This is a genomic window from Streptomyces tateyamensis (assembly GCF_003205575.1).
GTDB lineage: Bacteria > Actinomycetota > Actinomycetes > Streptomycetales > Streptomycetaceae > Kitasatospora > Kitasatospora tateyamensis.
Genome location: NZ_PYBW01000186.1, coordinates 1 through 26,053, shown reverse-complemented (window position 1 = coordinate 26,053; position 26,053 = coordinate 1). Strand labels below are relative to the sequence as shown.

At 73.6% G+C, this 26,053-nt stretch carries 27 protein-coding genes, 1 pseudogene and 1 riboswitch; of the genes and pseudogenes, 12 read left to right on the top strand and 16 right to left on the bottom strand.

The features are described from left to right. Positions 1-180 precede the first annotated feature (180 nt). Together C7C46_RS34535 and C7C46_RS34530 are read left to right on the top strand one after the other, a co-directional pair. A pseudogene (locus C7C46_RS34535) lies at positions 181-588 on the top strand (RHS repeat-associated core domain-containing protein); the annotation flags it as partial. Between the two features lie 114 nt (positions 589-702). Beyond that, positions 703-1,395 carry a hypothetical protein gene (locus C7C46_RS34530; RefSeq protein ID WP_146259299.1) on the top strand — a complete coding sequence of 231 codons (693 nt, stop codon included), beginning with the start codon at positions 703-705 and terminating at the stop codon, positions 1,393-1,395. Between the two features lie 10 nt (positions 1,396-1,405). Here C7C46_RS34530 and C7C46_RS31780 read toward each other — a convergent pair whose 3' ends face one another. The 3 genes from C7C46_RS31780 to C7C46_RS31770 all read right to left on the bottom strand — a co-directional run bounded on the left by C7C46_RS31780 (position 1,406) and on the right by C7C46_RS31770 (position 3,847). Beyond that, positions 1,406-1,819: a nitroreductase family protein gene (locus C7C46_RS31780; protein ID WP_110673382.1), complete on the bottom strand. Its 414-nt coding sequence runs from the start codon at positions 1,817-1,819 to the stop codon at positions 1,406-1,408. Between the two features lie 424 nt (positions 1,820-2,243). Then, positions 2,244-2,699, bottom strand: coding sequence for an SsgA family sporulation/cell division regulator (locus C7C46_RS31775; RefSeq protein WP_181442647.1), 456 nt, complete (start codon positions 2,697-2,699; stop codon positions 2,244-2,246). A 167-nt stretch (positions 2,700-2,866) separates the two neighbouring features. After that, a complete protein-coding gene (locus C7C46_RS31770) occupies positions 2,867-3,847 on the bottom strand; it encodes a rhomboid family intramembrane serine protease (RefSeq protein ID WP_110673380.1) in 981 nt (326 codons plus the stop codon). Positions 3,848-4,111: 264 nt separating this feature from the next. Here C7C46_RS31770 and C7C46_RS31765 point away from each other — a divergent pair, with 264 nt between their 5' ends. Both C7C46_RS31765 and C7C46_RS31760 read left to right on the top strand, forming a co-directional pair. After that, entirely contained in the window at positions 4,112-4,900 is a 789-nt protein-coding gene (locus tag C7C46_RS31765; RefSeq protein WP_110673379.1) for a GNAT family N-acetyltransferase, read from the top strand. A gap of 119 nt (positions 4,901-5,019) precedes the next feature. Beyond that, the gene (locus C7C46_RS31760) at positions 5,020-5,598 is read left to right on the top strand and encodes a GNAT family N-acetyltransferase (RefSeq protein ID WP_181442646.1); all 579 of its coding nucleotides are present in this window, start codon (positions 5,020-5,022) and stop codon (positions 5,596-5,598) included. Here C7C46_RS31760 and C7C46_RS31755 read toward each other — a convergent pair. Next, positions 5,541-6,608: a helix-turn-helix transcriptional regulator gene (locus tag C7C46_RS31755; RefSeq protein ID WP_110673378.1), complete on the bottom strand. Its 1,068-nt coding sequence runs from the start codon at positions 6,606-6,608 to the stop codon at positions 5,541-5,543. The genes C7C46_RS31760 and C7C46_RS31755 overlap by 58 nt on opposite strands. Positions 6,609-6,713: 105 nt before the next feature. Between C7C46_RS31755 and C7C46_RS31750 the strand changes: the two genes are divergently transcribed. After that, positions 6,714-7,121 (top strand): VOC family protein, encoded by a 408-nt coding sequence (locus C7C46_RS31750; protein ID WP_110673377.1) that lies wholly within the window; start codon positions 6,714-6,716, stop codon positions 7,119-7,121. Between the two features lie 88 nt (positions 7,122-7,209). Here the strand turns inward: C7C46_RS31750 and C7C46_RS31745 are convergent, their stop codons facing one another. From C7C46_RS31745 to C7C46_RS31735, 3 genes are read right to left on the bottom strand one after another with little or no spacing between them, the layout of a single operon-like run. Next, positions 7,210-7,782 (bottom strand): isochorismatase family protein, encoded by a 573-nt coding sequence (locus C7C46_RS31745; protein WP_110673376.1) that lies wholly within the window; start codon positions 7,780-7,782, stop codon positions 7,210-7,212. A 12-nt stretch (positions 7,783-7,794) separates the two neighbouring features. Further along, positions 7,795-9,183 carry an MFS transporter gene (locus C7C46_RS31740; protein ID WP_110673375.1) on the bottom strand — a complete coding sequence of 463 codons (1,389 nt, stop codon included), beginning with the start codon at positions 9,181-9,183 and terminating at the stop codon, positions 7,795-7,797. After that, positions 9,180-9,629: a MarR family winged helix-turn-helix transcriptional regulator gene (locus tag C7C46_RS31735; protein WP_110673401.1), complete on the bottom strand. Its 450-nt coding sequence runs from the start codon at positions 9,627-9,629 to the stop codon at positions 9,180-9,182. The genes C7C46_RS31740 and C7C46_RS31735 overlap by 4 nt, the downstream gene beginning before the upstream one ends. A 212-nt stretch (positions 9,630-9,841) precedes the next feature. Here C7C46_RS31735 and C7C46_RS31730 point away from each other — a divergent pair, with 212 nt between their 5' ends. Then, a complete protein-coding gene (locus C7C46_RS31730; protein ID WP_110673374.1) occupies positions 9,842-11,059 on the top strand; it encodes a YncE family protein in 1,218 nt (405 codons plus the stop codon). Positions 11,060-11,086: 27 nt separating this feature from the next. Beyond that, positions 11,087-12,214 carry a helix-turn-helix domain-containing protein gene (locus C7C46_RS31725; protein WP_146259298.1) on the top strand — a complete coding sequence of 376 codons (1,128 nt, stop codon included), beginning with the start codon at positions 11,087-11,089 and terminating at the stop codon, positions 12,212-12,214. A 12-nt stretch (positions 12,215-12,226) separates the two neighbouring features. Here the strand turns inward: C7C46_RS31725 and C7C46_RS31720 are convergent, their stop codons facing one another. Then, the gene (locus tag C7C46_RS31720) at positions 12,227-13,297 is read right to left on the bottom strand and encodes a LacI family DNA-binding transcriptional regulator (RefSeq protein ID WP_110673372.1); all 1,071 of its coding nucleotides are present in this window, start codon (positions 13,295-13,297) and stop codon (positions 12,227-12,229) included. A gap of 237 nt (positions 13,298-13,534) precedes the next feature. Here C7C46_RS31720 and C7C46_RS31715 point away from each other — a divergent pair, with 237 nt between their 5' ends. Continuing rightward, a complete protein-coding gene (locus C7C46_RS31715; protein ID WP_342775460.1) occupies positions 13,535-14,239 on the top strand; it encodes a COG4705 family protein in 705 nt (234 codons plus the stop codon). Here the strand turns inward: C7C46_RS31715 and C7C46_RS31710 are convergent. Further along, entirely contained in the window at positions 14,209-14,565 is a 357-nt protein-coding gene (locus C7C46_RS31710; RefSeq protein ID WP_110673371.1) for an SAV_915 family protein, read from the bottom strand. The genes C7C46_RS31715 and C7C46_RS31710 overlap by 31 nt on opposite strands. Positions 14,566-14,570: 5 nt before the next feature. Beyond that, a complete protein-coding gene (locus C7C46_RS31705) occupies positions 14,571-14,798 on the bottom strand; it encodes a hypothetical protein (RefSeq protein ID WP_110673370.1) in 228 nt (75 codons plus the stop codon). 238 nt (positions 14,799-15,036) lie between these two features. Beyond that, positions 15,037-15,245, top strand: a riboswitch (M-box (ykoK) riboswitch). 301 nt (positions 15,246-15,546) lie between these two features. Here C7C46_RS31705 and C7C46_RS31700 point away from each other — a divergent pair. From C7C46_RS31700 to C7C46_RS31690, 3 genes are all read left to right on the top strand, one after another. Continuing rightward, positions 15,547-16,281: an MgtC/SapB family protein gene (locus tag C7C46_RS31700; protein WP_110673369.1), complete on the top strand. Its 735-nt coding sequence runs from the start codon at positions 15,547-15,549 to the stop codon at positions 16,279-16,281. 303 nt (positions 16,282-16,584) lie between these two features. Continuing rightward, positions 16,585-17,931 (top strand): magnesium transporter MgtE N-terminal domain-containing protein, encoded by a 1,347-nt coding sequence (locus C7C46_RS31695; protein WP_245985257.1) that lies wholly within the window; start codon positions 16,585-16,587, stop codon positions 17,929-17,931. Continuing rightward, positions 17,928-19,241 carry an NRAMP family divalent metal transporter gene (locus tag C7C46_RS31690; RefSeq protein ID WP_245985256.1) on the top strand — a complete coding sequence of 438 codons (1,314 nt, stop codon included), beginning with the start codon at positions 17,928-17,930 and terminating at the stop codon, positions 19,239-19,241. The genes C7C46_RS31695 and C7C46_RS31690 overlap by 4 nt, the downstream gene beginning before the upstream one ends. Positions 19,242-19,311: 70 nt before the next feature. On the opposite strand, the gene C7C46_RS31685 is transcribed toward C7C46_RS31690, so the two are convergent. The 6 genes from C7C46_RS31685 to C7C46_RS31660 all read right to left on the bottom strand — a co-directional run bounded on the left by C7C46_RS31685 (position 19,312) and on the right by C7C46_RS31660 (position 25,518). Next, positions 19,312-21,282: an APC family permease gene (locus tag C7C46_RS31685; RefSeq protein WP_110673368.1), complete on the bottom strand. Its 1,971-nt coding sequence runs from the start codon at positions 21,280-21,282 to the stop codon at positions 19,312-19,314. A gap of 284 nt (positions 21,283-21,566) precedes the next feature. Then, a complete protein-coding gene (locus C7C46_RS36985; protein ID WP_342775459.1) occupies positions 21,567-21,836 on the bottom strand; it encodes a SpoIIE family protein phosphatase in 270 nt (89 codons plus the stop codon). Between the two features lie 253 nt (positions 21,837-22,089). Continuing rightward, positions 22,090-23,301 (bottom strand): FAD-dependent monooxygenase, encoded by a 1,212-nt coding sequence (locus C7C46_RS31675; protein WP_110673367.1) that lies wholly within the window; start codon positions 23,299-23,301, stop codon positions 22,090-22,092. 54 nt (positions 23,302-23,355) lie between these two features. Further along, positions 23,356-23,928 carry a hypothetical protein gene (locus C7C46_RS31670; RefSeq protein ID WP_110673366.1) on the bottom strand — a complete coding sequence of 191 codons (573 nt, stop codon included), beginning with the start codon at positions 23,926-23,928 and terminating at the stop codon, positions 23,356-23,358. Positions 23,929-23,995: 67 nt separating this feature from the next. After that, on the bottom strand, positions 23,996-25,180 hold the full coding sequence (locus C7C46_RS31665) for an aminotransferase-like domain-containing protein (RefSeq protein WP_110673365.1): 1,185 nt from the start codon (positions 25,178-25,180) through the stop codon (positions 23,996-23,998). Between the two features lie 74 nt (positions 25,181-25,254). Then, a complete protein-coding gene (locus tag C7C46_RS31660) occupies positions 25,255-25,518 on the bottom strand; it encodes a dsRBD fold-containing protein (RefSeq protein WP_110673364.1) in 264 nt (87 codons plus the stop codon). Positions 25,519-25,635: 117 nt separating this feature from the next. Between C7C46_RS31660 and C7C46_RS35510 the strand changes: the two genes are divergently transcribed. Continuing rightward, entirely contained in the window at positions 25,636-26,043 is a 408-nt protein-coding gene (locus C7C46_RS35510) for a hypothetical protein (RefSeq protein ID WP_181442645.1), read from the top strand. Positions 26,044-26,053 lie beyond the last annotated feature (10 nt).

Below are 26,053 nucleotides of genomic sequence, written 5' to 3'. Positions count from 1 at the left end.
TCTCCAGCAGTGAAGGCAGCAGCCAAGTCAGCGGCGGCAATTCTGCGCGCGCCGAAGTCTGCCATTCCGACGTCGACCGAGCCGATCCACAGGAAAGCAACAAAAGAGGGGCAATGAGAATAAGAAGACGTTTGCGCTCGGCCGGAGCGGCCCTGGCGGCCGTGCTGGCCGGCACGCTCACTGCGGCCACCCTGGCCGGCGCGCAGCCGGCCGCGGCAGCGCCGGGCACGCCTGCCGCGAGCCCGGCCGCCGCCTCCGGGCCGCTGTCGACTCAGCAGGCCGCCGCGCAAGCGCGGTCGACGGGGAAGCCGGTGGTGGCTTCCGCGCTCACTACCGAGACCTCGCAGACCTCGACAGTCGACCCCCTACGGCGCGCCGCGCGGCACTGCTCCCGGGGCCTCCTGGCTCGACCCCAACGGATTCCTCGGCAAGCCCCAGGACACCAGCGACTCGCTGACCACGATCGGGGCCCGCCAGTACGACACCACGCTGGGCCGCTTCATCAGCCTGGACCCGGTATTCGACTCCAACCCCCAGGAGCTCAATGGCTACACCTACGCAGGCGCCAACCCGGTCACCCACTCCGACCCGACCGGCCTGCGCCTGTCCTGCGGCGGAAACGGGAGCGACATCCCGTGCCCGACCGACCCGACGGGCGGTGACCGCTCCTGTGCGATCAGCGGCGGCTGCGACCTTCCGACGGTGACCCCGGCACCGAGTCCGATCACCACGTTCCTGCAGACGGCGCGGGGCACCAGCCTCTGCGTGCAGCGCTCCGCCGGCTGCTACGGGCCAGCCAAGCCGAAGCTGACGGACTACCTGATCCTCTCCAACCCCCTTACCCAGACGACCCCGTACTGCGCGAGCAACACCAGTTGGGTGGAGCGGGCGTGCAGCGGGGTCTCGGGCTACGTCACCGCGGCGGGGACCATCGACAGTGGGCTGACCGCCGCCAGGTGGGCAGTTCTCAGCAGGCAGGGCAAGGCCCCGCGGTGGGCACCGCCGCTGGTCAAGGCCAAGATCGCCAACAACATCCGCACGCTGAACACGATCACGACGATCGCGGACAGCCCATGGGTCAGATGGACAGGAAAGGCACTCATACCGCTCGGACTGACCGCATCGGCCGTCTCCGGCTTCGAGAGCGCACGCGAGGACGGCGAAGGATTCTGGGGCGAGCTGGGCGTCGCCGCCGCCGACACCGCAGGTGACTTCGCCATCGGTGGCGCCTCGAGTGTCGCCGGCGGTGCAGCGGGCGCGTTGGCCGGATCCTGGTTCCCGGGCCCCGGGGATATCATCGGCGGCGTGGCAGGCGCCATCAGTGGGTCGTTCGCCGCGGTCCCCCTGGAGAACAAGTTCCACGACAGCGTCCTGGGCTTCTTCAGGACGCTCTGACCGAACCTGTTCATTCCTGCTCCACCCACCGCCGCTGAAAGGGCCCGCGCCCCGGCTTTCGAGCCGGGGCGCGGGCCTCAGCCGTTCCGGGGGCGCCCCAGGGGCAGCAGTACTGCAGCGGCTGGTCCATGTCGTCCAGCGCCAGCAGCTCGTGCGCCAGGTCGTCGTCGAATCCAGCGATCGGGGTGCTGGCGAGGCCCGAAGCTGTGGCGGTGAGGAGGAGGGTCTGGGCGAGGTGGCCGGACTCCAGGACGCCGAGGCGCAGGGCGCGTAGGCCGTAGCGGTGGCAGAGGGGGCCAGGTCGAGGTAGCGGGCGGGGACGGCGGGGGGTGTCGTCGAGGCCGACCCAGCCCGCGGCGCCGTCGTCGAACCAGCCGTTCTGGTTGAAGCCGGTGCCGCTGTCGGAGCACCAGGGCCCGGCCACCGCGACCTTGGGGCGCGGGGGTGCTGGGCGCGGGAGCCGTGCGGCCGGGGTGCCGGGCGCACCGCCACCGCCGCCACCGCCCCCCGCCGTCGGCCGGGGTGCCGGGCGCACCGCCGGAGCCGCCGCCGGAAGCCGAGGGCCCGACCCGCCGGCCCCGGAGTGGTCGCCGGCCGGGCTGCGCCTGGCCGGTGGGCTGGGCCGCCTGCGGGGCGCGGCGGGTGCGCTCGGGGCCGGGCTGCCGGGCGCACCGAGCGTTCCTGGGCCGGTCGAGCCGCGGCGACGGGCGCGGCCGGCTCCGACAGGGCGCTACTACGCCCTACGTGCGCGCTCGCCCTCCGGGTTCAGCGCCGCACCGGGCCACCGATGGCCGACCGGTCGCCGAAACGTTCCTTCGTGAAGTGACCATGGATCGGCGCGCCTCCGGTCACCCGTCCTGGGTCAGCTGCCGGATCAGCGCGTCCAGGTCCACGTGGCGGTGCTCGGCGCCCAGCGGCACCACCCGCTCGGTCTGCTCCAGGAACTCGCGCAGCTCCCAGGCGCAGCCGCGCAGCTCGACGGCGCCGTCCGTGGTGCGCAGGCCGATCAGTATGGAGCCGCGCTCGGGCCCGGTGCCCGGCCGCACCGTCACGTCGCCCTGGCCGGCCGGTGCCCAGAGCCCCACGGTGAGGGTGTTCCGGGACAGGTACCAGGTGACCGGGTCGGCCAGGTCGGCGTGGCAGACCAGCCGGACGGCGAACGGGTCGGAGCGCAGGTAGGTCAGCTGGGAGGCGACCAAGACCTCCAGGGCGGGACCGAACACCAGGTAGAGGTCGACGTGCACGCTGCAGGCGGCCAGGTCGCGGGTGCGGGCCGACGGCCCGGGCCGGCCGCGCCGGGTCACCGTGCACCTGCGCCGACTGCGCCCGCACCTTGCAGAAACGATTCGCCACACCGCACCGCGGGGGCCAGTTGATCAGTTGTCATAACCGGAGCAACGAGCAAGCGGCCGACCGGCAACGCACCGGTCGGCCGAAGTCCCCGCCGCAACCGAAGTCCCGCCGCGGCGGATCAGGACCCCTGGTCCGGCAGCCAGGTCACCGGCACCACGTTCGCCAGCTCCGCGTTCTTCGCCAGCACCAGCACCACCAGCAGCGCCAGCACCGCCGCCGACCCCAGCGCCTGCACCACGGCCCGCCCGTTGCGCGGGGCGAAGACCATCGCCGCCCCCACGGCCGAGCCGGCCAGCAGCCCGCCCAGGTGCCCCTGCCAGGAGGTGATGCCGGCCGAGACGACCAGCCAGACCAGCGAGTAGACCAGCTGCTGCGCCCCGCCCAGCGGGTCGTAGGAGGACCGGCGGGTCATCAGGAAGTAGGCGCCGACCAGCCCGAAGATCGCCCCCGAGGCGCCCAGCGAGGGCTCGTTCGGCGCGAGCTGGTAGGCCAGCACCGAACCGCCCAGGGCCGAGAGCAGGTAGACCGTCAGGAACCGGACCCGACCCAGCTGCGCCTCCACCACCCGGCCGAAGAGCCACAGGGAGTACATGTTGAACAGGATGTGGGTGATCCCGAACGTCCCGCTGGTCGGCGGCTGGTGCAGGAAGGCCCCGGTGAGCAGCCGGTACCACTCGCCGTTGGCGACGCCCACCAGGTGGAAGCCGGAACCCAGCCGGCTGGAGTTCACCTGGTACAGCTGACCGTCCGGGCCCATCACCCCCTGGCCGAGCAGGAAGAACCGCTCGACCACCCGCGGCGAGACCAGCTCGGCCAGGTAGGCCAGCACGTTGAGCCCGATCAGCAGGTACGTGAGGACCGGGGTGACCCGCGGCCGGCCGCCGAATACGGTGGTCTTCTGCCGCACCGTCTGCGCCCCGCCGTGCACGCACTCCGGGCACTGGTACCCGACCGGCGCGTCCAGCATGCAACCCGGGCAGATGAACCGCTCGCACCGGCTGCAGCGGATGTAGGTCTCCCGGTCGGCGTGCCGGTAGCAGGTGGTGACCGGCGGCTGGTGCGGCCCGTCGGTCGTGGGCGTGGCGGGCGTGGCGGACATGGCGAACAAGATAGCGAACCCGCCGGCGCCGCGTCCTCGGGGGAGTAATCCGCTGGCCCGCGCCCCGCACGCTCCGTACCTGCCGTGGTCCCCCGGCGTGGCGGCCGACGATGTGCGGGTGGCCCAGGAGCTCTACCGGGCCTTGGAGTTGCTGTCAGCCGACGCAACCGTGCGGTGACCCCGCCATGTCGGGGCCACCGCGCACCCCGTCGCACCGCAAAACCGGGGGTGCCGTCCCACCCCTCCTCAGTACCTTTCACCACCATGGAAATCACCTCGCTCGGCTTCCGCACGGACGTGGCACTGCTGGCGGCCTCCGGCTCGGAGATCACCGACCACGGCACCCACCTCGTGGTCCGTACCCCGAGCAACCCCGGCTTCCACTGGGGGAACTTCCTCCTTCTCCCCGCCCCACCCGGCCCCGGCGACGCGGCCCGCTGGGCAGCCCTGTTCGCCATGGAGTTCCCGGACACCAAGCACCTGGCCTTCGGGGTGGACGGCGTCGACGGCCGAGCAGGGCTTCCGGCGGAGCACGCCGCGCTGGGCCTGACCGCCGAGGTCAGCACGGTCCTGACGGCAGCCCAGCTCCGGCCTCCGAGCACCGCCCCCGGCGCCGAGGTCCGCGCGCTGACCGGCGACGACGACTGGCAGCAGGCTCTCACCCTGGAGTTCGCCTGCCACGGCCTGCCCGCGAACGAGCGCGCCCGCCGGTTCGCCGAGCGCCGGGTCGCGGGCTTCCGCGCGCAGTGCGAGGCCGGCAACGGCAGCTGGGTCGGCGCCTTCGTCGCAGGCCGGCTGCGCGCCGGCGCCGGCTTGTTCACCGCCGGACCCACCCTGGCCCGGTTCCAGAACGTCGCCACCCACCCCGACTTCCGCCGCCGCGGCCTGGCCTCCGCCGTCCTGCGCCACGCCGCCCGGCATGCCCTGCCCGACGGCCCGACCACCCGCACCTTGGTCATCGTCGCGGACCCGGACTACCACGCCGTCCGGCTCTACCGGAGCCTCGGCTTCATGGACACCGAGCACCAGGTCCAGCTCCACCGCGCGAGCTGACCGGACCTCAGGAACGCCTGCGCCAGGCCGCCCTGCCGGTCCGCCGGGAAAAGCCGTTGCACGTGGCCCTCATCGGATATCTGATGGGTCGGCCACCGATCAGGAGCAGGAGACGGACCATGACGACGCCGCTACCCACCCCCTCGTTGCAGACCGCTCGGCTTCGGCTGCGAGCCTTCCAAGACGCGGATGCGGACGACATCTTCGCCCTGCACAGCAGCGCCCACGTCCTGCGCTACTGGGACTCGCCGCCGTGGACCGAACGCGCGCGGGCCGAGAAGTTCCTCACGACCTGCCGGCAGATGTCCGAGGAGGGCAGCGGGGTGCGGCTGGCCGTGGACCGTGCCTCCGACGGGGCGTTCATCGGCTGGTGCACCCTGAACCGGTGGAATCCGGACTTCCGCAGCGCGTACGTCGGCTACTGCTTCGACGAGGCGGCGTGGGGCCACGGCTACGCGACCGAGGCCGCGCGCGCTCTGCTGGGGTGGGCGTTCGACACGCTGGACCTCAATCGCGTCCAGGCCGAGGCCGACACCCGCAACGGGGCTTCGGCCCGCGTGCTGGAGAAGCTCGGCTTCGTGCGGGAGGGGACACTGCGGGAGGACTGCGTCGTCAACGGCGACGTCTCCGACTCGTGGGTCTACGGGCTGCTCAGGCGGGAGTGGCAGCCGTCGCCCGCGCCGGCTTCCGCCCCCTGAGTCCGGCGGGCGGAGGAGGCGAGGCGATCGGCGAGCGCCGTGACGAGCTCGCGCAGCTCGTCGGGGCGCTCGATGACGAACGGCCGGTCGAGCGAGGCGAGTACCGGGGGTAGCCAGTCGAGCCGCTCCACCCGCAGCTCGACGCGCCGCCAGCGCTCGGTCGCCTGCTCAGCCGGCTCAGCCTGCTCCGCCTGGTTCCCCTGCGCATCGCCCGCCACCGGCGCGCACTCCTCCAGGCGCGCCACGCCGGCCGGCAGGCGGGCGCGGATGTGCCCGACGGTCCCGTGGATTCGCAAGGTCACCTCGTGCCGGTACTCGGCCGTGGCGAACGCCGACACCACGCGCTCTGCCGGATCGGGCCCCTCGGGCGCTTCGAAGGAGCCGGGCAGGGTCCGCGGATCCGCGATGCGGTCGAGCCGGAACGTCCGGTCCTGGCCGAGCCGGGCGTCCCGGCCCGTGACGTACCACCGTCCCGCGTGGGCGACGATCCCGTACGCGTGCAGGATGCGTTCGCTGCGCCGGCCGTCCCGGTCGGTGTAGCGGATCGAGACCGGCCGGCGGTGGCGCACCGCGTCGGCGAGGGTGAGCAGGACCTCCGCGTCCGGGGTGTCGAGCTCGCCGGGCCGGTCCGTGAAGGCGAGCGTGTCGAGCCGGCGGGCGAGGTGCCTGGGCAGTACCCGCCGGATCTTGGCCGTCGCCGTCTCGCTCGCCGTCCGCTGCGCCGTCGTCAGCCCTGCTCGGCGGCCGGCGACCAGGCCGAGCAGCACGGCCAGCGCCTCCTCCTCGCCGAGCATGAGCGGGGGCAACCGGTACCCGGGGGCGAGCCGGTACCCGCCGTAGCGGCCGCGCACCGATTCCACGGGCAGGTCCAGGTCGATCAGCTGGTCCACGTACCGCCGCACGGTGCGTCCTTCGACGCCGAGCCGGTCGGCGAGTTCGGCCACCGTCCGGGTACCGCCCGACTGCAGCAGCTCCAGCAGGGTCAGCACGCGGGCGGGCGGTCGAGGCATGTCCGCACCCTAACGCTGATAGCGGACCGATTCTGTCCACTATTTCTCCTAGCCTGCGAGGTGCACGCCTCCCACAGAGCCAGAGCCAGAGCCAAGGAGAGTCCCATGGACTTCGTCTCGATCCGCATCATCACCAGCGACGTGGCGCGCCTCGTCGCGTTCTACGAGCGAGCCACCGGGGCCGAGGCGACCTGGGCCACCGAGGAGTTCGCCGAACTCCGCACCGCGGGCGCTACCCTCGCGATCGCCGGTGCCCGCACCGTCCCGCTGTTCGCCCCGGGCTCGGCCCGCCCGGCGGACAACCACAGCGTCATCACCGAGTTCCTCGTCGACGACGTGGACCGCGTCTACCGGGACCTGACCGGCTTCGTCACCGAGTTCGTCACCGAGCCCACCACGATGCCCTGGGGCAACCGGTCGCTGCTGTTCCGCGACCCCGACGGCAACCTCGTCAACTTCTTCACCCCCGTCACCCCCGCGGCCATCGAGAAGTTCGGCCGCGGTTCCCGGTGAACGCGGCGCCGGGTCCCGGCGCCAGAAGGCGGCGGAAGTCGGGCCCGCCGACTTCCGGCGGCGGGCGGTGCTCCGTCTTCCCAGTTCCTCAGCGGGTCTTCGCCAGCAGTTCCACCACCTCCGCCGTGGTCCCCAGCTCGCCCAGGCGCGGGAAGATCTGCTGCACGCTGTGCGCGTGGCTCTCCTCGCTGCGGTCGGCCATGGCGTCCGTCACCAGGGTGACGTGGTAGCCGTGCTCGTGGGCGGCCCGGGCGGTGGACTCGACGCCGATGCTGGTCGCGATGCCGCCCAGCACGATCTGGGTGACGCCCCGGCGGCGCAGCTGCAGGTCGAGGTCGGTGCCGTAGAAGGCGCCCCAGTTGCGCTTGGTCACGGTGGCCGCGCCCAGGCCGGCCAGCTGCGGCACGATCTCGTCCCAGCCGGCCTGCGGCGCCAGGCCGCCCGCGCCGGCTTCGGTGCGGCCGGGGACCCGGTCGCCGGCGCCGAAGCTGACCCGGACCAGGATCACCGGGAGGTCGTGCGAGCGGAACGCCTCGGCCAGCTCGACGCCGCGCTCCACCACCTCGGCGGCCGGGTACGGCAGGGTGGGCATGCCCACGATGCCCTGCTGGAGGTCGATCAGGACCAGCGCGGTGCGGGGGTCAAGGGTGGTCAGTGCCATGGCAGTACTTCCTCAGTCAGTTGTCGACAACGAACGGTCCAGCGCCGTCACCACGAGCAGCAGTACCGCGCCGCCCGCCATGAAGAGCGCCAGCAGGTGCAGGCCGCCGGTGGTGGCACCGTGCGGGAAGAAGGCGGCGTCGGCGGCCGAGGCCCCCAGCGCGCCCAGGTACATGAAGGTGCGCAGCAGGCCGGCCGCCGAGCCCATCCGCTCGGCCGGGGCCTGCCGGTAGAGGGCGTTCTGGTTGGCCAGCCCGTTCAGGCCCTGCGGGATGCCCATCAGCACTCCGAGGGCGGCCAGCAGCCACCCCGCACTGCCGCCGTGCGTCAGCAGCAGCCCGGCACAGCCGAGCAGTTGGAACCCGGCCCCGACCAGAAGCTTGCCCCGCAGCGCCGGGTGACGACCGGTCAGCCAGGAGACCGCGAGCCCGCTCACCGACAGCGGCAGCAGCAACAGCCCGGCGGTTGCCGCGCTCAGCCCTCGGCCCTGCTCCAGCCACTGGGTGAAGCCGTACAGGAAGGCGTAGGAGGCGGTGTAGCTGAGCAGTTGGCGCAGGTAGGTGGCGAGCAGCGGCCGGTTGCCGGCCAGCAGGCGCAGGTCCACGAAGGGCTCGGCGCAGCGCAGTTCACGCACCGCGAAGCCGGCCCCGGCCAGCAGCAGGAGCGGCAGCAGGTACCAGTGCCGCGGCACCGGGTCCATCAGGAAGGCCATCAGCGCCAGCAGCATCGCGGCGAACAGGCCCATCCCGGGCAGGTCGACCCCGGCCACCGCGGCGGACCGCCCGGTCCTGGGCAGCCGCAGTGCGCCCAGCACCAGGCAGGCCAGCGAGAGCGGCAGGTTGACGGTGAACACCGCGCGCCAGCCGGCCACGCCGATCAGCAGCCCGCCCAGCGTCGGGCCGATCACCGCCACCGTCTGGTTGGCCACCGCCAGCGCGGTGAGCACCGCCCCGGGGCTCTCCTGGCCGGTGCGGCGGGCCTCGCTGCGGGTCAGGTACATCGAGGCGGGGTAGGCGGCCGAGGTGCCGAGGCCGAGCAGCACCCGGGCCGCGATCAGCCAGCCGAGGCTCGGGGCCAGCACGCCGAACAGGCCGGCCACACCGACCAGGCCGGTGCCGAGCAGGTAGAGCCGGCGCGGACCGTGGGCGTCGACCAGCCGCCCCACCACCGGCTGGCCGATCGCGGTGGCCAGGTAGAGGCCGGTGACCAGCCAGGCGGTGCGCGAGGGCGGGGCGCCGAAGGCCGCCCCGATCGGGACCAGGGCCACGGCGATCATCGAGGAGTTGATCGGGTTGAGGATCGAGCCGAGCACCATCGGCAGGATCAGCCGCCGGTCGAACCCGGCCGCCGCGCCGCGCCCCGACGCGGCGCGGCGCAGCTGCGGACTCCGGACGGCGCTCATGACTCGCTGACCCGCTCGAGCAGCGCCAGCGCCGCCAGCACGGTCTGCCGCTCCTGCTCGGTGAACCGGGTCTGGAACACCCCGGCCAGCCACTCCTGGCGCGCCTGGCGCCGGCCGGCCACCCACTCCTGGCCGGCCGCGGTGAGGCTGACCAGCTGGCGCCGCCCGTCCTCGGGGTCGGGGCGGCGGCTGATCAGCCCGTCCTGGTCGAGCGCGGCCAGGGTGGCGGCCATCGACTGCGGGCGGACCCGCTCGGCGGCCGCCAGTGCGCTGGCCGAGCTGGTGCCGTCGGCGCCGAGTCGGGTCAGCGCGGACAGCTGCGCGGGGCTGAGCCCGCCGGGGTCGGCCACCGCCCGCAGGCGCCGCCGCAGCCGGCCGTAGACCACGCGCAGCTGGCGCGCGGCCCGGGCGGCGGAGTCGGTGACGGGTTCAACAGCGGGGTCCATGCCGGCCACGGTAATTCCTTCAGGCCAGACTGTCCAGTCTCGCTGTACACCTGCGCTGCATACTTTCCGCCCGCCGCCCGCCTTGTCCCCCACCGCCAACCGCCGTCGCCAACGTTGGCGACCGGAGCCATGGCCCGCCGGCCGCACCGCGGCCACACTTGCCGCAGCCGCGTCAACTCCACCACCGCGGCCCCCTGTTGAGAGGAGCGCCGATGACCGCCCGGACCCTGCGGAACCGCCTGCTGCGCAGCTGGGTCGCCCTGCTCACGCTGGCCGGCCCGGCCCTGGCCGCCACCGGAGCGCACGCCGACTCCACGCCTCTGCGGGACGTGCTGCTGGTCGGCAACAGCCAGTCCGGCACGGTGAGCTTCGTGGACGCCCGCACCTTCGCCAACCTGGGCAGCTTCGATGTCGTCCCGGACCTGCAGCAGCGCCTGAGCCAGATGGACCTGGTGCAGCAGGCGGGCTACGCCATCGTCAAGAACGTGGAGGGCGGCGACCGCTTCGTGGACGACGTCGCGCTCTCGCCGGACGGGCGCACCCTCTACGTCTCGCGCGGCAACCTGGACGACACCGTGGCCTACGACCTGGCCACCCACCGCCAGCTCTGGCGCACCCGGCTGGACGGCTTCCACGCGGACCACGCCGCCCTGTCCCCCGACGGCACCCGCTGGGTGATCTCGGCCACCACCGCCAACGAGGCCAAGGTGCTCGACACCGCCACCGGCGCGGTGGTCGGCACCTTCCCGACCGGCTCCTATCCGCACCAGAACGACTTCACCCCGGACGGGAAGTACATCTACAACTCCAGCATCGGGGTGGTCACCTTCCCGCAGGCGCTGGAGTTCCTCAAGGGCAGCTTCCAGCTGACCAAGGTGGACGCGAGCACGCTGAAGGTGGTCAAGACCTGGAGCTTCCCGCACGGCATCCGGCCCAACGTACTGGCCGCGGACGGGACCACGCTCTACACCCAGCTCTCCTACTTCAACGGGTTCGTCCGCTACGACCTGGACTCCAGCCGGACCACCGCCACCGTGCCGATGCCGTTCAGCCCGGCGGGGCAGGCGCTGGCCCCCGACTCCTACCCGAAGAACTCCGCCCACCACGGGCTGGCGCTCTCCGGCGACCAGAACCGGCTGTGCGACGTGGGGACCATCGACGACTACACCGCGATCGTCACCACCGACGGGCTCTTCACCGCCGGGCGGGTCGGCTACCCGGCCGGGAGCCTGCCGTACTGGGCCACCTCGGGCGGGCCGGACGGGCGGTACTGCTTCGTCTCGCTCAGCCAGGCCGGCCAGGTGTCGGTGGTCGACTACGCCACCGCCACCGAGGTGGCCCGGGTCCCGGTCGGCACCTTCCCCCAGCGCGAGCGGGCGGTCAAGCTGGACCCGAGCGTGCTGAACTCGCTCTCCGCGAAGAGCGGCTGACGGGACGGCTGACGGGACGGTAGTGGGGTGGCGGGACCAGCGCAGCAGTCGGTCCGCCGGGCGATGGCGCAACTGCGGGCCGACCCCGGGGTGCTGCAGTCCGTGGTGGACGCCGCCCGGGCCGGCTCCCCGCAGGTGGGCGCGCTGCCGGAGCAGGAGGTGCGGCGGCACATCGCGGCCCTGCTGACCGCGGTGGCCACCGCCTTCCTGGACACCGGCGGGCTGGACCGCGAACAGCTGCGGGCGGCCGCCCTGCTGGCGGCGGACCGGGCGGTCCAGGGGGTGCCGCTGGCCGCGCTGCTGGACGGGTTCCGGGCGGCCCGCACCCAGGTGTTCCGCTGCCTGGCCGAACGGCTGGACGCCGACCGGCCGGACCCCGGCCAGGCTGCGCCCGCGCTGCCGGACCTGGTCGAGGTGATGGTCGAACTCGACGCCTATGCCGGAGAGTTGCAACAGCGCCTGATCGTCGCCTACCAGCAGACCGAGCTGCGGCTGCTCGCGGCGGGCCGGGCCGCCCGGATCCAGGCGCTGCGCGAGGTGCTGGTGGACGGCGCGCTGGACCGCCTGGCGGCGGCGGGGCTGGACCCGCACGGGCGCTACCATTTGCTGCTCGGCGAGGTGACGGACCCTCAGCAGGCGCCGCTGACCGACGGGACGTCAGCGCTGGTCGAGGGCTACCTGTGCACGGTCTCCGTGCGGCCCGTCGCCGCCCGGGCCGAACTGTCCGTCAGCTCGCCGCCGCTGGCCGCGCCGCAGCTGCCCACCGGCTACCGGCTGGCCCGCTCCGCCCTGGCCGCCGCGCGCCGCCGCGGGCGCACCGGAACCCACCGGCTCACCGAGCTCGCCCTGCCCGTGGCCACCGACGCGGCCGCCGACCTGGGCCCGCTGCTGGCCGCCGACCTGCTGGCGGGCCTGGACCCGCTGGACCCGGCGCACCACCGGCTGGCCCGCACCGCGCTGGCCTACCTGGACCGGGGCAGCCGGATCGACCGCACCGCGGCCGCCCTCCACCTGCACCCCAACACGGTCAAGCACCGCCTGCGCCGCCTCGCCGACCTCACCCCCTTCGGCCAACCCCCGCCTCCGGACGACACGGTGTCCCACACCCTGCACTGGCACTGGGCCCTGAGCAGCTGGCTCACCCGGCCCCACTGACCCGGCCGCCGGTCACGCCGAGTCGCGCACCACCAGCGAGGCCGAGAACCACGCCGACAGCGGCTCCGCCGCCGGGTCGGCCAGCCGGTCCAGCAGCAGCCGGACCATCCGCGCGGACATCTCCTCCACCGGCTGGCGGACCGTGGTCAGCGGCGGGTCGCAGGCCAGCGCCGCACTGCTGTCGTCGAAGCCGACCACCGCCACGTCGGCCGGCACCCGGCGTCCGCTGCGGTGCAGCACCGGCAGGGCCCCCAGCGCCATCAGGTCGGAGGCGACGAAGACCGCGTCGGCCTTCGGCGCCAGCTCCAGCAGCCGCCGCATCGCCACCGCCCCGCCCGCCTGGGTGAAGTCGCCCTCCACCTCCGCCGCCGGGGCCAGCCCGTGGCCGGCCAGCCGCTCGCGGAAGCCGGCCAGCCGCTCCCGGGCCGCCGGGGTGTCCAGCGGCCCGGTCACCGTGGCGATCCGCCGCCGGCCGCCGGCCACCAGGTGGTCCACGGCCAGGCCGACCCCGCCGCGCTGGTCCACCTCGACCCAGCCGATCGGCACCGGCCGCACCGGCTGGGCCGACATCACCGCGGGCACCCGGGCGTCGGCCAGCCACTCGGGCAGCGGGTCCTCGGCATGGGTGGAGATCAGCACCACCCCGTCCACGTGGCCCTGGCGCAGGTAGTTGAGGAGCTGGCGGCGCGACTGCTCGTCGTCGACCAGCAGCAGCACCATCTGCACCCCGCGCGGGCGGATCTCGCCCATCACCCCGCCGACCACCCGGCCGAAGAACGGGTCGGTGAAGATGCGGCCGGCGAAGCTCGGGTGCGTCTCGTCGGCCGGGTGCCGCTGCGCGGTCTGCCGGCCCTCCTCGGAGACGACCAGCGCGATCGAGCCGGTGCTGCCGGTGACCAGCGAGCGGGCCGCCCGGTTGGGCACGTAGGCGGTGGCGGCGATCGCCTGCTCCACCACCGAGCGCAGCGCCGGGTCCACCGTGGCCCGGCCGTTGACCACCCTGGACACGGTGGCCCGGGACACCCCGGCCACCCGGGCAACGTCCTCCAGGGTCACGGAGGCGGACGGCGGCTTCCTGGTCATGGACCCCTTTATACCGCCCGCGGATCCGCACGAACGGGCGAACCCGGAGCGACCGGGGGGTGGTTGGACGCCCCGCGGGGAGACCGTCTACATTGCCGTAGACGCCGGACCCGGGCGTCCACGACACCGCACTGTCCCGAGAGGGGTGCCGTCATCTCCGGCATCACGGCCACCGAGTCCGCCCACCAGCACCGCGCCACCGCGCCCGCCGCCCTGGCCCTGACCAAGGTGCCGGCGGTGACCGGCCTGTTCTGGTTCACCAAGATCCTCACCACCGGCATGGGCGAGACCGCCTCGGACTTCCTGGCCAAGACCTTCGACCCGGTGCTCGCGGTGGCCGGCGCGCTGCTGGTGCTGGCCGCCGCGCTGGCCTGGCAGCTACGCACCCTGCGGTACGTCACCGGGGTCTACTGGCTGGCCGTGGTGATGGTCAGCGTCTTCGGCACCATGGCGGCCGACGTGCTGCACAAGGTGGTCGGGATCCCGTACGCGGGCTCGGCAGCCGGCTTCGCCGTCCTGCTGCTGGCCCTGTTCGGGCTCTGGTACAAGGTCGAGGGCACCCTGTCGGTGGACACGATCACCGGCACCCGCCGCGAGCTCTTCTACTGGGCGGCGGTGCTGACCACCTTCGCGCTGGGCACCGCGGTCGGCGACCTGACCGCGGCCACGCTGGGCCTGGGCTACCTGAGCTCCGGCTTCCTGTTCGCCGGCCTGATCCTGGTCCCCGCGCTGGCCCACCGCTTCCTGCGGCTGGGCGCGGTGCTCTCGTTCTGGTGGGCCTACGTGCTGACCCGCCCGCTCGGCGCCTCGTTCGCCGACTGGCTGGGCGTGGGCAAGGAGCGCGGCGGCCTGGGGCTGGGCACCGGCCCGGTGACCCTGGCGGTGCTGGCGCTGGTGGTGGTCCTGGTGGCCTACCTCAGCCGCCGCGAGCGCACCGCCTGACCGGGCGCCGGTCGGCCCTCCACCGGCACCACCGGGCGGACCACCGGCGCTGCCGCCGCAGCCACCGGCCGAGCGGCCGGTGCCACCAACCGCGGGTCCAGCAGCAGCCGCCGCACTCCCAGCGGCTCGCACAGCGCCCGCACCGCCCGCTCGGTGAGCATGGTGAACTCCTCCTGAGCGCCGAGCAGTTCGTGCAGCGCCGGGAGCGAGCTGAAGACCGCGGCGCAGCGGCTGCCGTCACGGCGGCGGAACAGCCGCAGGTGCGGCACGCCGGCCGCGGTGCGGACCGGTACGAAGCGCGGCGGGTCGGTCGGCGCGGCGGGCACGGCGGTCAGTCCAGGTAGCCGAAGGCGCACCGGCAGCGCAGGGGCGCGGGCCCCGGTTCCGCGCCCGCCTCCGCCTCCGCCGCCACTGCCTCGACGACCACCGCCGGTTCGGCCGGACGGGCGGCGCGCACCATCGCCGGCGGCACCGGGGCCGGGCGCGGGGCCCGGGCCGCCTCGGGGCTGAACCGGCGGGCGCCGGGCCGCGCCGGGGCGCCCACCTGGAGATCGGTCATGGCGGATCGCTTCCTTCCACTGCCGTGCGGGCGGCCCGCCCGAGCCGGGCGAACCGCTTCCAGCTCCCAGTGGAGACCCGATCCGCCCGGCCCGCACCCGCTCCTGACGGTCCGACTACGCGGAACCGGCCTGTTTTCACGCGACTTTGACACCGGTCGGCGTCGCCCCTCACGGGTCAAGATTAGGTAAAATCCGCAAGCTGCGACACGGCGATGGTTTAGGCTTGTAAACGTTTGAAAGGCACCTCGTTCGGTGAGGCGTCTTCACGGACACAGGCCACTGACCCGACGACGTCGAGAGACGCCCAGGTTCAGGACAGGTCTTCCCGAGTTAAGGGTTGATCCCAAGTGGCTTCCCGCGCCCATGGGGGCACCTCCGGCCGAAGGCCGGAGGGAGTGCGGGATCACGCCGTGGAGTGCCAAAGCTCTGACGAGTTGGGGTGAGTCGGCAGCGTTCCTGCGTGCTGGCGAGCTCCTTGCCGTGTCGATGGCGCGCACCGCACCGGTGCGTCCCGGCCGGGAGGAGGCGAGAGACATGGATTCCAGCAGTAGTAGTCCGGGTCACAAACGACCCTGCGCACGCCTGTCCTCGTACCTTCCCGGCACCCGGTAGCCGGCTCTCCCGCCACCCCGCCCGGCCTGACTCCGCACGGCCCACCACGGCCTGACGGAGCATCGGTCGCGTGCTCGCGGTGGGGACCAGTGCCGCGCGCCGCCGACCTCCCCATCGCGGGGCAAGGGAGGCCTCATGCACACCCTGACCACCTTCGACTTCCTGATCCGGCTCGTCACCGGCGTCGGCTGCGGCGCCCTGATCGGAGTGGAGCGGCAGTGGCGGGCCCGGATGGCGGGCCTGCGCACCAACGCGCTGGTCGCGGCCGGCGCCACCCTGTTCGTGCTGTACAGCGAGGCGGTCGCCGACACCGGCAGCCCCACCCGGGTCGCCTCCTACGTGGTGTCCGGGATCGGCTTCCTCGGCGGCGGCGTGATCCTCAAGGACGGCGGCGGCGTACGCGGCCTCAACACCGCTGCCACGCTCTGGTGTTCGGCCGCGGTCGGAGTGCTGGCCGCGTCCGGCAAGCTGATCCTGGCGATGCTGGGCACCCTCACCGTGCTCGCCGTCCACCTGGTGCTGCGCCCGGCCGCCCGGCTGCTGGACCGCGCGCCGGCCGCCGGCAGCGACCCGGACGCGCAGCTGCTCGCCACCGTGCACCTGCGCTGCGAGCGACGGGGCGAGACCCACGTCCGCGCCCTGCTGGTCCAGGCGCTGGCCGCCTCCCGGCTGGCCCCGACCGGGCTGCGGGCGCACCGCGAGGCGGACGGCGAACTGACCAGCCTGCGCGCCACGGTCGCCGTGGACGGGGAGGCGACCAGCGCCCTGGAGCAGGTGGTGAGTCGGCTCTCGCTCGAATCCGGGGTACGCGACCTGCACTGGCACCTGGAAGACGTGGCGGACGAGGCGGGGCGGGAGGTCCTGGTATGAGGTCAAGGCTTGGTATTGGACGCGGTGGCCGGGGGGCGGCAGGCCCTATCCTGTTCGCGGCTTCGGCAGCACAACCCGGAGGGAGGCGAGATGGACAGTAGTCCGGGTCATAGTCGGCCCCTCCCCGCTACCCATTCACCGACCTTCCGCGGCTCGCCGCAGCCTGCCCGTTCCTGACGCACCGTCGACCGGCGCACCGTCGACCGACGCCCCCTCAGGAACGCCTGCTGCCCGCTGCCGCCCGGCGCCCCGGATCCATACCGGGGCCAGGGGGTGTTCACCTTGGCCAGCAACACTCTGTTCATGACCACCGCTTCCCGGCTGCGCGACCGGCGCACCGGCCTCGACCAGCGCGCCACCGCCAACCGGACGGTGCGCGGCACCCTGGTGTCGCTGGCCGGCCTGGTCGGCGGCCCGGTGACCAACCAGGCCGGCGAGGAGGTCGGCCGGGTGGTCGACGTGGTCGCCAAGCTCTACGGCAGCGACCCGTACCCGCCGGTCACCGGCCTGATCATCCGGATCGGGCGGCGCCGCGCCTTCCTGGCCGCGGAGCGGATCGAGCGGGTGCAGGCCGGCCAGGTCCGGCTGCGCACCGCCCGGGTCGACCTGCGCGAGTTCAGCCGCCGTCCCGGCGAGGTGCTGCTGGCCCGGGACGTGATGGACCACCAGCTGGTCGACGTGGACGGGGTCCAGGTGACCCGGGCCGCCGACCTGTACCTGGCACCGCTCACCGGCCGGGTGGTGCTGGTCGGCGTGGACGTCTCGCTGCCCACCCTGCTGCGCCGACTCGGCCCGCGCCGCTGGCAGGTGCGGCCCACCCCGGACCGGGTGCTGGACTGGCAGGCCATCGCGCCGTTCGGCGCCCAGGCCACCGCCGGGCCCGCCGAGGTGCGGCTGCGGGCCTCCCGCTCGGCGCTGCACCAGCTGCGCCCGGCCGACCTGGCCGACATCCTGGAGGACCTCGGCCGCACCGAGCGCCAGCAGCTGCTCGGCTGGCTGGAGCCGGAGCAGGCGGCCGACGCGCTGGAGGAGATGGAGCCCACCGAGCTGGAGAACCTGCTGCGCGAGGCGCCGCCGGAGCACGCCGCCCGGCTGGTGGACGAGATGGAGCCGGACGAGGCCGCCGACGCGCTGCGCGACCTGGAGCCCGGCGAGCGGGAGACCCTGCTGGCCCGGATGCCCGCCGGGGAGGCCGCCGAGCTGCGCGGCCTGCTCAAGCACCGCGAGGGCACCGCCGGTGGTGCGATGACCACGCTGCTGATCACCGCCGAGCCGGGTCAGAGTGTGGCCGAGGTGCGCGCCGAACTGGCCGCCCAGGCGGAGCACCGCACCGAGATCGACGCCGTCGCGGTGCTGGACCAGGACGGCCGGCTGCTCGCCGACGTCCCGCTCTTCGACCTGGCGGTGGCCGAGGACTCCACCGTGCTGGCCGACCTGACGGACTGGCTGGCCCAGTTCGGCAAGCCGGTGACGGTCCGTCCGGACACCCGGCTGGCCGAGGCCGCCGACCGGCTGGTGGCCGCCCGGGCCTCCTCGCTGCTGGTGGTGGACGAGACGGACCGCCCGGTCGGCCGGATCCTGGCCGACGACATTCTCGACGCCCTGCTGCCTGAGCGCGGCCGGCTGCACTTCCGGAGGTTCCTGCAGTGACCAGCGACCTGGACACGGGCTCCTCGCCCGCCGCCGTGGCCGAGCCCGCCGCGGCGCCCGGCCGATCCGCCCCGCGCCGGCGCTGGGGCCGGATCGCCGCGCTGGCCATGATCGCCGGCCCCGGCCTGGTGGCCGCCAACGCGGGCAACGACGCGGCCGGCATCGCCACCTACGCCTCGGCCGGTTCGCAGTTCACCTACGGCACGCTGTTCTTCATGGTGCTGGTCACCGTCGCCCTGGTGATGGTGCAGGAGATGGCGGTCCGGCTCGGCGCCTACACCGGCAAGGGGCTGGGCGCGCTGATCCGCGAGCAGTTCAGCCTGCGGCTGACCGCGCTGGCGGTGGCCTGCCTGATGCTGGCCAACACCGGCCTGGTGGTCTCCGAGTTCGCCGGCATCGGTGCCGCCTTCGGGCTGCTCGGGGTGCCCAAGTGGGCGGTGATCCCGCCGGCCGCGGTGCTGCTCTGGGCGCTGGTGCTGTTCGGCTCCTACCGCTGGGCCGAGCGGATCTTCCTGGTCTTCTCGCTGGCCTTCTTCGCCTACCCGGTCGCGATGGTGCTGGGCCACCCGCACTGGGGCACGGTCGGCGAGCACCTGCTGGTGCCGCACGTGGAGGCGAACAAGAGCTTCATCCTGCTGGCGGTGGCGCTGATCGGCACCACGGTCAGCCCGTACATGCAGTTCTACGCGGCCGCCGGCGTGGTGGACCGCGGGTCCAAGCCGCAGGACTACAAGCTGATCCGGGCCGACGCGATCATCGGCGCGGTCTTCGCCTGCCTGATCAGCCTGACCATCATCATCGCGACCGCCTCCGCGATCGGCGGCACCGGTCCGCTGGAGTCGGCCGCCCAGGCCGCCTCGGCGCTGCGGCCGGTGGCCGGGCGGGGGGCCGAGGTGCTGTTCGCGCTCGGGCTGCTGGGCGCCTCGGCGCTGGCCGGCGCGGTGGTGCCGCTGTCGGCCAGCTACGCGGTGGGCGAGGCGGCCGGGGTGGAGCGCTCGGTCTCCCGCAGCTTCCGCGACGCCCCGCTCTTCCTGGGCCTGTTCACCGCGCAGATCGCGCTGGGCGCGATCGTCGCGCTGACCCCGGTGGACGTGATCCAGCTGCTGATCGGCACCCAGGTGCTGCAGGGCCTGATCAGCCCGATCGTGCTGGTCTACCTGCTGGTGCTGACCAACCGGCGCTCGCTGCTGGGGGCGGCGGCGAACGGCCCGCGGTACCGGGTCGCGGCGACCACGGTGGTGGTCGGGGTGGCACTGATGTCCACCATCCTGCTGGTGCAGACCGTGCTCGGCTGGGTCGGGCTGGGCTGACGGCCGGTTCTGAGCACGGCGAGGGGCCCGGACCGGTGGTCCGGGCCCCTCGCCGTCGCCGGACGAGCCGTCAGCCCACGTGCACCCGCGGGCGGCGGCTGCGGTCCGGCTCGGCCTCGCGCAGCACCTCGCGGGTGACCGGGGCCACCTCGCCCTGGCCGAACAGGAAGAACCGCAGGAACTGGGCCAGCGGGTTGCCCTCGGTCCACTCGAAGTAGAGGTGCGGCTGGCGCCCGGTCACGTCCCGCACGTGCAGGGCGAGCGCGGCCAGCGAGTTCGGCACGCTGGAGCTCTCCACCACCAGCACCCGGTAGCGGTCGTGCAGCACCTCGCCGCGCACCTTCAGTTCGGCCTCGAACTCCGAGGGGTCGGTGACCTTGACCTCGACGAAGACCAGGTCGTCCTCGGCCGGGATGTCGTTGTCGTTGCGGATCTGCCGCTTCTTCTCCCGGTACTCCTCGTCGTCGCGGTTGTTCGGCTCGTTGGCGATCAGCCGGATGGTGCGGTGCGCGGCGTCCCGCAGGAACCGGTCGGCGGTGGGGTCGAGCACCACGTCGGTCACCCGCAGCTCGAAGGCGCGGGCCACCCGGGAGAGCAGCGAGACCAGGATCATCGCCACGATGAAGCAGGCACCGATCTTCACACCGTCCGGCCGCTCGGCCGTGTTGACCACGGTGGTGTAGATGAACACCAGCGCGATCACCCCGAACGCCCAGGTCCAGCCGCGCTGCCGGGCCTTGCGGGCCGCGATGGTCACCGCGATGGCCGCGGAGGTGATCAGCACCAGCACACCGGTGGCGTAGGCGCCGCCCTGCGCGTCGACGTTGGCGTCGAAGATCCAGGTGATCAGGAACGAGACCGCCGTCAGCACCAGCACCATCGGGCGCACCGCGCGGGCCCAGCTGGGCGCCATGCCGTAGCGGGGCAGGTAACGCGGCATCAGGTTGAGCAGGCCGGCCATCGCGGAGGCGCCGGCGAACCAGAGGATGGCGATGGTGGACAGGTCGTAGACGCTGCCGAAGGCCCCGCCCAGGTACTTGTGCGCCAGGAAGGCCAGCGCACGGCCGTTGGCCTGGCCGCCGGTCTTGAACTCGTCGGCCGGGATCAGCAGCGTGGTGACGAAGCTGGTGGCGATCAGGAAGACGCTCATGATGATCGCCGCCGTGGTCAGCAGCTTGCGGGCACCACGGATCCGGCCGACCGGGTTCTCCTCGGTCTCGCCCGGGTCGCCCTTGATGTGCGGCATCACCGCGACGCCGGTCTCGAAGCCGGACATGCCCAGCGCCAGCTTCGGGAAGACCACCAGCGAGACGCCGATCATCGCGAAGATGTTGCCGTGCTCGGTGGTCAGCGCGTTGGACCAGTCGGTGATCACCTGCGGGGCGGTGACCACGTGGTAGAGGCCGACCACCGTCACCACCACGTTGAGCACCAGGTAGAGGCCGACCAGCACGACCGCCATACCGATCGCCTCGCTGAAGCCCTTCAGGAAGACGCCGCCCAGCAGGGCGATCAACAGCAGCGTGATCAGCACCTGGTGGCCGCCGAGCACCGAGCTCAGGTGCGGGTTCTCCACCAGGTGGGCGGTGGCGTCGGCGGCTGACAGCGTGATGGTGATGATGAAGTCGGTGGCCGCGAAGCCGAGCAGGGCGAGCACGAAGAGCTTGCCCTTCCAGAACGACAGCAGCCGCTCCAGCATGGCGATCGAGCCCTCGCCGTGCGGGCTCTCCTGAGCGACCCGGCGGTAGACCGGCAGCGCGCCGAACAGGGTGACCAGGACCAGCACGATGGTCGCCAGCGGGGAGAGCAGGCCCGCCGCGAGCGCGGCGATGCCGGGCTGGTACCCGAGGGTGGAGAAGTAGTCCAGACCGGTGAGGCACATCACTCGCCACCAGCGCTGGCCCTCGTGGCCGGGGGACTCCACGTGCGGGCCGGGGTGCTGCTTGGCCCGGTCCGACAGGCCCTCCAGCAACCATGCGCGAAACCGGCTCCGCACCGGGGGTTCCGTGCCGGGACCGGCCGGAGCTGATTGGGCGACCACCGTGTGACTCCTGTCGAAATGCTCTGACGTGTAGCAACCGTCAAGATGACGGCCGGGTCAGATTATGCGACCAACATCCACTACCCGCGCAGGCCGGTCCAGGTGTCCCGGTGCTTCCGCCTGCATGGCGGCACCGTGGCGCCCGGGGCAACAGGCCAGGTGACAGGCCGACGCCGGGTCAGCAGCGGCGAATTGCGTCAAGAACAATCTTGACGAGAAATTAGCGGCACCTGCGGCCCCCCGACTCAGGGCGCTGCCGAACGGGTGAGCAGCACGGGGCGGCGCTAGCCTGCGGCCCGATGCTCCGTCCGGCGGGTCACCAGCAGGGCCGCGATGTCGTCCTTGCTGCTCTGGCCGTAGGCGTGCAGGTCGGTGCGGAGCAGCTCGAGCAGTCGGCCGCCGGGGGCGCCGGTCCACTGCTCGAGCCGGGGCAGCAGCGGATAGAAGGTGCCCTGGCCGTCGCGGGTCTCGCCGACCCCGTCGGTGTAGAGCAGCAGCCGCTCGCCCTGGGATCCAGGGCGACCGAGATCAGCCCCACCAGCGCGGTGCCGCACACGCCCCAGCTGGAGGCCGCCAGCGCGGGGGCGGCGGCCAGCAAGCGGTCGTACCGCTGGTCCCGGGGGCTGAACAGGTCCACCAGGCTGACGGCGACCACCAGCACGTACGGGGCCCAGTGGGCGAGGGTGCCCGGGGCGCCGGGCCGCCGGACCTCGGAGGTGCGCACCGGGCGAGCTTAGCAAGCCGATCATCACTATTCGGACATAACGCCCCGTCAGTAGGTTCGCGCCCCGGGGGGGTGAGCCCCCGTCAGCGCCGCAGCGCGTGGCCGCCGAAGCCGGCGCCGGCGTTGACCCCCAGCCACCACTGGTCCAGCTCCTGCTGCCCCAGCAGCGACCAGTCGGGGGTCTGCTGCACCTGCGCCACGCCCAACCGGTGCCCCAGTTCGCGGGTCTTGCGGCCGACCTCGGCCCGCTCGGCGGAGTAGGCGGCCAGCGCCGCCGCCAGGTCGGCGCCGGTGCGCAGCGCCCGCTCCAGCGCGCTCGCGTCCTGCAGCGCCTTCACCGCACCGCTGCCGGTGTGCGGACGGGCGATCGAGGCCGCGTCGCCCAGCAGCACCACCCGGCCGAGGCTGTACCGCTCCACCGCGAGGTCGTACATCGGCTGGACGAACCGCTCCCCGGGCGGCGTGCGGCGCACCACCTCACCCCAGAACGGCGGCAGCGCCTGCTCGGCCAGCTGCAGCAGCCGGCGCTCCAGACCGGGCGTCAGCTCCCGCAGCGAGGCCGCCTCGGGGTCGTCGAAGCGCAGCTCGTCGGCCTGGTCCGGGACCGCGTACAGCACCCAGTTGACCATCTGTCCGCGGCCGCCGGGCCCCGGGGTGCGGTAGGCCACCACGTGGCCGCCGGTGAAGCAGACGGTGGCCGCCTCGCCCTCCAGCAGCGCCTCGGACCAGTCGGGCAGCTGCTCGACCGGCAGTGTGCCGCGCCAGGCCAGGTAGCCGCCGTAGGCCGCGCGGTCCCCCGGGTCGACCGCGGCGCGCACCACCGAGCGGTAGCCGTCGGCGCCGACCACCAGGTCGAACCGCTCCTCGCTGCCGTCGGCCAGCCGCACCGCGGCGCCCGCCTCGTCCGGGCGCACCTCGGCGACCACGGCGCCGGTCCGGTAGCTCACCGCGGCCGGGATCCGCCCGCGCAGCTCACGCCAGAGGCTGCCCCAGTTGTAGGTGCGGAAGGCGAACGGCTGCACCGCGAACCGCCGGCCGCCGAACAGCTCGCCGTCCCGGTGGGACCAGACCCGCTGCTCTATCCGCACCCAGGGCATCGACTCGTCCAGGTACCCCAGCTCGGCCAGCTCGGCGTACCGCTCGGCGTGCACCGACAGGCCCACCCCGCGGTCCTGCAGGTCCTGGGCGGCCCGCTCCAGGACCACCACCTCGTCGGCGCCCGCGCGGGCCACCGCCAGCGCCGCCGCGCACCCGGCGATGCTGCCGCCCACCACTGCCACTCGTCCCAACCGCACGGATGCGTTCCCCTCGATCGCCCTGCCGACCGGTCGAGTATGTACGGACGATGATCAGCCGGTCCAGAGCGGCTCGGCCAGGCCCGCGGCCGCGCGCAGCGCGTCCCCGTCCAGCAGCACCGTCTGCTCCTGCTGGCCCTCGGCCGGCCAGGCCCAGACCAGGGTGACGGGCCCCTCCTCGGGCAGGCCCCAGACGTAGAACCGCTGCTCGATCCGGTTGTCGCTGCCCGAGCCGTGGCTGGCGGAGATCACCGGCTGCTGCCGGCGCTCCCGGGCGTTCCACGGCAGGCTGCGGTCGGTCGCGGCCCGCCGCCCGTCCGCGTAGAGCACCCCGAGCCGCAGCTCCTCCTCCGCCGGGCCCTCCTCCCCGAACGCCCCGGGCCAGCGGAACGGATTGCTGTGCCGCCCCTGCCCCGGCGCCCACCGGATGTGCAGGTCGAACTCGAACCCGGCCGGATAGGCCCGCAACCCGTCCAGGAAGACCGCCACCCGCGCGTTGTTCAGCAGCAACCTGTTGAACGGCAGCCCGATCGGCCGCACGTCCTCGGGCACCATCCACTCCGGCGGCGCCGGCCGCTCGAACTCCGGCCGCGGCTCGGGCTCCGGTATCGAGGAGAAGAAGTCCATACCACCATTCTGACCCACCGTCAGCCCGCGCGGGACGGGTTTTCCCGGCTCCCCGCGAGGTCCGCCCTCAGAACACCCGGGCCAGGCGGCGCAGGCCCGCGGCGATCTCCTCCGGGGTGTGGGTGGTGAAGGCCATGCGCAGGGTGGTCGGGTCGGCGGGGCCCGCGTAGAAGGGGGCGCCGGGGACGTAGGCGACGTCGTGGGTGATCGCGGTGCGCAGCAGGGCCGTGGCGTCGTGGCCGGCCGGGAGGTTGACCCACAGGAACATCCCGCCCTCGGGATGGTTCCACCGGCTGCCCGCGGGCAGGGTGTCGGCCAGCCCGGCCAGCAGCGCGTCGCGGCGGGCCCGGTAGGCGCGGGTGACCTTGGCCAGGTGGGCGTCCAGGTCCTGGTCGGCCAGGTAGCGGGCGGCCGCGGCCTGGTCGACGGTGGCGGTGTGCAGGTCGGCCGCCTGCTTGGCGATCACGCAGGCGCGCAGCAGCTCGGCGGGGGCCCGCAGCCACCCCAGTCGCATGCCCGGGGCCAGCACCTTGGAGAAGCTGCCCAGCGTCACGGTGCGGTCGGCCGCCTCCGGGAATTCGGCCAGCCAGGGCTGGGCCTGGCCTTCGAAGCGCAGCTCGCCGTACGGGTCGTCCTCGACCAGCCAGACCCCGTCCCGCGCCGCCAGCTCGGCCAGCGCGGCGCGGCGCTCGGCGGGCAGCGTGCGGCCGGTGGGGTTCTGGAAGTTGGGGACCAGGTAGAGCAGTTTGGGCCGCTCGCTGCGGACCAGCTCGGCCACCGCCTGCGGGTCCACCCCGTGCTCGTCGCAGGGCACCGGCAGCACCCGCGCGCCGGCGAACCGGAAGCACTGCAGGGCGGCCAGGTAGCTGGGGTCCTCCACCAGCACGGTGTCGCCGGGCTCCAGCAGCGCGGTGGCCAGCAGGCTGAGCCCCTGCTGCGAGCCGGCCGTGACCACCAGGTCGGCGGCCGTGGTGGCCAGGCCCCGGGCGGTGTAGCGGGCGGCGATCGCGGCGCGCAACTGCGGATCGCCCTCGGTGATCGAGTACTGCAGCACCTGCGCGGGGCGCTCGGCGAGCACCGCGTCGTAGGCGGCGCGCAGGCCCGCCGCGTCGAACAGCTCGGGCGCGGGCAGGCCGCCCGCGAAGGAGATGACCTCGGGGCGGGCGGTCAGCGCGAGGATCTCCCGTACCGGCGAGGCGTCCACCTGCGCGGCTCGGGCGGCCAGGGACGGGGCTTCGGCACGGGTCATCATGCGGGCAGCGTACGGACGCTGACCACATGTCGGAAGTCGCGTCCCACCATGTGATCGGCAGACGAGCCGAGGGCTCAGTAGATCAGGTAGGCGGGGCGGAGCCCCTCGTCCTGGATCTCGCCGGTCGCCTGCGCCTTGAGCTTGTGCGAGAGGTCGTCCAGCGCCCGACAGGCGGCCATCTCCTCGCCGATCCTGGCCAGCGGCCGGTCCTCGCTGCTGCGGGTGGCCTCGCCGTGGCCGGCCAGATGCGGGGCCCGGGTGCCGAGCAGCCGGGCGTCACAGAGCGTGTTCACGCCGTCCTCCTCGAAGGACAGCTCGACATCCCATTGGTTGTGCATGGCGCGCCTCCTACCTCTCCCCCAGCGTGGACCTGCCGGTACCAGGGTGCAAGCGTTGCCCCCGGGGTAGACCGGAACGAGGATGTGACGGACCGTCCGACCGCGAAGGAGCCTGCCGTGCCGATCCTGCCGGAGCCGCCGGAACTGCCCGAGATCAGCAATCTGCCGGACGCTCCCCAGCTGCCCGAACTCACCAACCTGCCGGACCCGCACGAGCCCGAGTTCCGCCACCTCGCGCAGCCGCCGCAGCTGCCGAAGCCCCCGCAACTGCCCGGCCTCGCCGATCTCCCGGACATCCCCCACCTGCCCGGACCCCCCAATCTGCCCGACCCGCACCTACCGGAACTCGGCCACCTGCCCGACCCGCCCCGCCTGCCGGGGCCCCCGCACCTGCCCGAACTGTCCCACCTCCCGGACATCCCCCACCTGCCCGAGCTACGCCACCTGCCGGACCCGCACGAGCCCGAGTTCCGCCACCTCGCGCAGCCGCCGCAGCTGCCGGAGCCCCCGGACCTGCCCGAATAGGCAGCCGCCG

What these genes read in the sequence shown, in the direction of transcription:
- C7C46_RS31665 (WP_110673365.1), bottom strand. Translation starts at nt 25,180, where the DNA reads ATGATGACCCGTGCCGAAGCCCCGTCCCTGGCCGCCCGAGCCGCGCAG.
- C7C46_RS31770 (WP_110673380.1), bottom strand. Translation starts at nt 3,847, where the DNA reads ATGTCCGCCACGCCCGCCACGCCCACGACCGACGGGCCGCACCAGCCG.
- C7C46_RS31740 (WP_110673375.1), bottom strand. Translation starts at nt 9,183, where the DNA reads ATGAGCGCCGTCCGGAGTCCGCAGCTGCGCCGCGCCGCGTCGGGGCGC.
- C7C46_RS31735 (WP_110673401.1), bottom strand. Translation starts at nt 9,629, where the DNA reads ATGGACCCCGCTGTTGAACCCGTCACCGACTCCGCCGCCCGGGCCGCG.
- C7C46_RS31660 (WP_110673364.1), bottom strand. Translation starts at nt 25,518, where the DNA reads ATGCACAACCAATGGGATGTCGAGCTGTCCTTCGAGGAGGACGGCGTG.
- C7C46_RS31755 (WP_110673378.1), bottom strand. Translation starts at nt 6,608, where the DNA reads ATGCCTCGACCGCCCGCCCGCGTGCTGACCCTGCTGGAGCTGCTGCAG.
- C7C46_RS31720 (WP_110673372.1), bottom strand. Translation starts at nt 13,297, where the DNA reads ATGACCAGGAAGCCGCCGTCCGCCTCCGTGACCCTGGAGGACGTTGCC.
- C7C46_RS31750 (WP_110673377.1), top strand. Translation starts at nt 6,714, where the DNA reads ATGGACTTCGTCTCGATCCGCATCATCACCAGCGACGTGGCGCGCCTC.
- C7C46_RS31745 (WP_110673376.1), bottom strand. Translation starts at nt 7,782, where the DNA reads ATGGCACTGACCACCCTTGACCCCCGCACCGCGCTGGTCCTGATCGAC.
- C7C46_RS31670 (WP_110673366.1), bottom strand. Translation starts at nt 23,928, where the DNA reads ATGGACTTCTTCTCCTCGATACCGGAGCCCGAGCCGCGGCCGGAGTTC.
- C7C46_RS31765 (WP_110673379.1), top strand. Translation starts at nt 4,112, where the DNA reads ATGGAAATCACCTCGCTCGGCTTCCGCACGGACGTGGCACTGCTGGCG.
- C7C46_RS31730 (WP_110673374.1), top strand. Translation starts at nt 9,842, where the DNA reads ATGACCGCCCGGACCCTGCGGAACCGCCTGCTGCGCAGCTGGGTCGCC.
- C7C46_RS31705 (WP_110673370.1), bottom strand. Translation starts at nt 14,798, where the DNA reads ATGACCGATCTCCAGGTGGGCGCCCCGGCGCGGCCCGGCGCCCGCCGG.
- C7C46_RS31700 (WP_110673369.1), top strand. Translation starts at nt 15,547, where the DNA reads ATGCACACCCTGACCACCTTCGACTTCCTGATCCGGCTCGTCACCGGC.
- C7C46_RS31760 (WP_181442646.1), top strand. Translation starts at nt 5,020, where the DNA reads ATGACGACGCCGCTACCCACCCCCTCGTTGCAGACCGCTCGGCTTCGG.
- C7C46_RS31695 (WP_245985257.1), top strand. Translation starts at nt 16,585, where the DNA reads ATGACCACCGCTTCCCGGCTGCGCGACCGGCGCACCGGCCTCGACCAG.